The sequence below is a fragment of the Chitinimonas sp. genome (assembly GCF_041904975.1).
Lineage (GTDB): Bacteria > Pseudomonadota > Gammaproteobacteria > Burkholderiales > Chitinimonadaceae > Chitinimonas.
The window spans coordinates 1-4,116 of record NZ_JAYRLZ010000337.1 but is presented as its reverse complement, the minus strand read 5'-3'; the positions used below and the strand labels follow the sequence as shown (position 1 = coordinate 4,116).

Here is a 4,116-nt window from a genome sequence, read left to right as displayed (position 1 = left end):
AACATAGCGATGTCGCCGGGGCAAAAGCGCCCCCGGAAGGCTGGCCTACGGGGGGCTTTGCGTGCTTGGGTGATCGCTGTGTTGCGGGCCTGGGTTTAGCCAGGCATTACTTCAGGCTGTCGAGATACTTGTCCGCGTCGAGCGCGGCCTGGCAGCCGGTGGCGGCGCTGGTGATCGCCTGGCGGTAGATATGGTCCTGCACGTCGCCCGCGGCAAACACACCGGGGATGCTGGTGGCAGTGGCGTTGCCTTCATTGCCGCTCTTGGTGACGATATAGCCGTTCTTCATTTCCAGCTGGCCGGCAAAAATGTCGGTATTGGGCTTGTGGCCGATTGCAATGAAGCAACCGGTCAGTTTGAGGTCCTTGGTGCTGCCATCGGTGGTGGACTTGATGCGCACGCCGGTCACGCCGGTGTTGTCGCCCAGCACTTCGTCCAGGGTGTGGTTGAGCGCCAGACTGATCTTGCCGCTTTCCACTTTTTCCATCAGATGGTCGATCAGGATCTTTTCGGCGCGGAAGGTATCGCGGCGGTGGATCAGGGTGACATGGCTGGCGATATTGGCCAGATACAGTGCCTCTTCCACGGCGGTATTGCCGCCACCCACCACGCACACTTCCTGGTTGCGGTAAAAGAAGCCGTCACAGGTGGCGCAGCCCGACACGCCCTTGCCGTGGAACGCTTCTTCCGAAGGCAGGCCCAGGTATTGCGCTGACGCGCCAGGCGCAATGACCAGGGCATCGCAGGTATATTCGCCGGCGTCGCCAATCAGGCGGATCGGCTTTTCGGTGAGCTTGGCGGTGTGGATATGGTCGAACACCGTTTCGGTGCCGAAACGCTCGGCATGCTTCTGAAAGCGCTGCATCAGCTCGGGGCCTTGCACGCCATCGGCATCGGCCGGCCAGTTGTCCACATCGGTGGTGGTCATCAGCTGGCCGCCTTGTGCCATGCCGGTGATCAACAGGGGCTTGCGGTTGGCGCGGGCAGCGTAGACGGCGGCAGTGTAGCCGGCCGGGCCGGAGCCGAGGATCAACAGGCTGCTGTGCTTGCTAGTGGACATGGCATATTCCTTTGCTGGATGCTTGGATCAGGCGAATATCGCCAGACTGGCGAATCGGCCGATAGTATAAGCCGCCGGTATCAGGGACATTAAATTGAATCTTCCAATGTGGGCGATAGTCGTGGGCCAGCCGTGTTGAAACCCTTGCGATTCTGGCGGAGCGTGCTGCTGAGCGTCGGTGCCTTGCGCCACTGGCCGGTGCGCCGTGCCTTGGCGCGCCAAGTGTATTTCTCCGGTATCCAGGCGCTGCCGGTGGTGCTGTTTGTCGGCACGGCGGTGGGCGGCATCGTCGCCTCGCAATTGCATTACCAGATCGGCCAGAGCGGCGAGGGTGCCTTGCGTTTGCTGGCCTCGATCACCCTGACCGAATTGGCTCCCCTGCTTACTGCCATCTTGCTGACCGCGCGCTCCAGTTCGGCCATGGCGAGCGAGCTGGCGCTGATGCGCATGCATGGCGAAATCCGTGCGCTGACCGCCTTGGGTGTCGATATCGGCGGCTTTCTGGTGCTGCCACGGGTGCTGGGCATGTTGCTGTCGGCCACCGCGCTGACCTTTTATTTTGCCCTGGTGGCGATTGTGGCGGGTGCCCTGGGGGTGGCGGGCTTTGGCTGGCGCCATGAACTGCTGCGCCTCTCATTGGTCTTGTCCCCGGCAACGGTGGCGCTGTGTCTGGCCAAGAGCCTGGCGTTTGGCGCCTTGCTGGCCGGGGTGGCCTGCGCGCGTGGCCTGGCCAGCAACGGCACGCCGACCGATGTGCCGGTGGCGGCATCGAGTGCGGTGATGCGCGCCTTGGCCAGCCTGTTTGCGCTGGATTTGCTGTTTATCTTGCTGGGGCGTTACGCATGAACGAGCTTTCCCGGCCGTTTTCCGGCGGCGCCCGGCACTGGTGCCCTTGCACGGCAGCGCCGGCCAGCGCCGCGCGCGATGCCCTGTTATACCGCTTGCTCGATGATGTAAGCGCGCCGCGCGGCTGGTTGCCGGCCAGTGGCGGGCTGCTGGCCAATTTGCGCGTATGGGAAAATGTATTGCTGATCGCAGGCTTTGGTATGGGGGCGCCGACCCAGGCGGAGTTACAGCGACTGTGTACCCTGTTCGCCGGGTTCGGCGAGCCGGCGCCACAGCTGCTGCTGCAGGCCAGGGTCGATCATCTGAACCGGCGCCAGCGCGCCCTGGTATGTGCCGTGCGCACGCTGATGTCGGCGCCCCGCCTGATCGTGGCTGATAGCGAATGGTTCAGTCAGTTTGAAGACGAGATGGCGGACAGGCTGGCGCAGCAGTTTGCGCGATACTGCCCTGAAGCGGGCTGGCTGGTGATCGGCCCGGCCTGCCCGGCGGCCATCTGGGGGGCTTTTGCCGCCATCGAGACAGAAGGTATTGCATGACCATCGTGCTTGAAACCGACGCGCGCTTTCGCGCACTGCCGCTGAAGCTGGCTGCATTCGGCCTCACTGCCCTGGCCGGCGCCCTGGCGGTGATCCTGCTGTTTGCCTGGCGTCAGGGCTATTTCGAACCGAAGACGCCCTTGGTGTTTGTCAGCGACTCCGGCACCGACTTGCGACTAGGCATGGCGGTGAAGTTTTCCGGCTTCACCATCGGCGAAGTCAGCAGCCTGGTGCTGGATGACAAGGGGCGGGTGCGTATCGGCGTGCAGATCGAGAACCGCTATCTGCGCTGGATACGCCCCGATTCGGTCGGCCGGGTCGGCAAGGATGGACTGATTGGCGATGGCTATATCGATGTCGGCCTGGGCGACTTGAAGCGGCCACAGGTACAGGCCAATGCCGAGCTGGAATTCATTCCGGCGCGCAGCATGGACGATATCCTGCGCGAGGTGCATGACCGCGCCATGCCGGTGATACGCGAGGTGGAGGGCGAAATGCGCCGGCTGAATGATCCGCAGGGCGACCTGAACCAGACCATTGCCAATCTGCGCAGCTTTACCGCCGGGCTCAACGATACCCGCGAGCGGCTCAATAGCGCGCTCGATAATGTGAATCGCCTGTCCGGCAAGGAGGTGCCGGCGGTACTGGCGTCCACCCGGCAGACGCTGGAGCATGCCGACGCGGCCTTGCAGACGGTGTCGGGCCGTCTGCCCGGTTTGCTCGACAAGACCGACCAGACGCTTGGCAATCTGCAGCAAAGCAGCAAGTACGCGCACGAATTGTTGCAACAGCTCGGGCCCGATAGCGTCGAGCTGGTGCGCGACGGGCGCGATCTGCTGCGCAAGGGCAATGACAGCGTCGATGCGGTGAATGGCAGCTGGCCGATGAATCGTCTGCTGGCGCCAACGCCGGCCATGCCGGCGCGTAGCGATAGCCAGGGAGTGCGCTGATGAGGGCCCTGACCATGCTGATACTGGCCCTGGCGCTTGCCGCCTGCGGCACACCACTGCCGCCTGAGCCGTCGCTGGCGCGCGCGGCACGCGATAGCGCCATGGCCGCAAGTCGCGCCGGTGGCGAAGCACGCTGGGCCAAGGCGCAGCAGCTGTGGCAGGAGGCGGCGCGCCGCTATGCCGCGCTGGACGACTGGGACAATGCCGGCAGCGCCCTGCTCGGGCAGGCGCAGGCGCTACAGGCGATGGGCCAGGCAGCCCAGGCGCGCGCGCAGCTCGATGCGCTGCTGGCTGGAGTGATGTATCCGGCACGCTTGAAGGCGGAGGCGCATTACCAGTTGGCCTTGCTGGATGAGGCAGCAGGGCAGCCGCAGCAGGCGGCGCTATCGCTCGATGCGGCGCAGCAATTGCCTGGCGCGCCGGCCTTGCAGGCAGCAGTGCTGAATTTGCGCGCCCGTTTGGCGCTGAAGGCGGGCGACTGGCAGGAGGTGGCCCGGTTCGCCGCTGCTGCGCTGGCGCAAGCGCAGATCGAGCCTGGCGAGCGCGCCAACGCCCTGCGGCTGCAGGGGCGGGCGGCACGCCTGCTGGGCAAGTTCGATCTCGCTGCGCCGAGCTTGCAACAGGCTCTGCAGCTCGATCGCCAATTGGCGCGCCCGGTGGCAATTCTGGCCGACTTGCGCGAGCTGGCCAGTCTGGCACGCCAGACTGGCGACCCGCTGGCGTC

At 64.9% G+C, this 4,116-nt stretch carries 5 protein-coding genes; 4 read left to right on the top strand and 1 reads right to left on the bottom strand.

Annotation, left to right across the window (positions count from 1 at the left end):
• Positions 1 to 106 precede the first annotated feature (106 nt).
• Complete coding sequence (trxB, locus tag ACE3OH_RS20330) at positions 107 to 1,060, bottom strand: thioredoxin-disulfide reductase (protein ID WP_374357429.1); 954 nt, start codon at positions 1,058 to 1,060, stop codon at positions 107 to 109.
• A gap of 132 nt (positions 1,061 to 1,192) precedes the next feature.
• Between trxB and ACE3OH_RS20325 the strand changes: the two genes are divergently transcribed.
• The 4 genes from ACE3OH_RS20325 to ACE3OH_RS20310 form a co-directional block, all read left to right on the top strand.
• Positions 1,193 to 1,906: an MlaE family ABC transporter permease gene (locus ACE3OH_RS20325; protein WP_374357428.1), complete on the top strand. Its 714-nt coding sequence runs from the start codon at positions 1,193 to 1,195 to the stop codon at positions 1,904 to 1,906.
• Positions 1,903 to 2,442 carry a hypothetical protein gene (locus tag ACE3OH_RS20320; RefSeq protein WP_374357426.1) on the top strand — a complete coding sequence of 180 codons (540 nt, stop codon included), beginning with the start codon at positions 1,903 to 1,905 and terminating at the stop codon, positions 2,440 to 2,442. Before ACE3OH_RS20325 ends, ACE3OH_RS20320 begins: the two co-directional genes overlap by 4 nt.
• On the top strand, positions 2,439 to 3,392 hold the full coding sequence (locus tag ACE3OH_RS20315) for an MlaD family protein (protein WP_374357424.1): 954 nt from the start codon (positions 2,439 to 2,441) through the stop codon (positions 3,390 to 3,392). Before ACE3OH_RS20320 ends, ACE3OH_RS20315 begins: the two co-directional genes overlap by 4 nt.
• Positions 3,392 to 4,116, top strand: a 725-nt coding sequence (locus tag ACE3OH_RS20310) for a hypothetical protein (RefSeq protein WP_374357422.1), incomplete at its 3' end; no start/stop codon positions are given. The genes ACE3OH_RS20315 and ACE3OH_RS20310, both read left to right, overlap by 1 nt.

Coding starts and splice junctions, on each gene's coding strand:
- ACE3OH_RS20320 (WP_374357426.1), top strand. CDS start 1,903: ATGAACGAGCTTTCCCGGCCGTTTTCCGGCGGCGCCCGGCACTGGTGC.
- trxB (WP_374357429.1), bottom strand. CDS start 1,060: ATGTCCACTAGCAAGCACAGCAGCCTGTTGATCCTCGGCTCCGGCCCG.
- ACE3OH_RS20315 (WP_374357424.1), top strand. CDS start 2,439: ATGACCATCGTGCTTGAAACCGACGCGCGCTTTCGCGCACTGCCGCTG.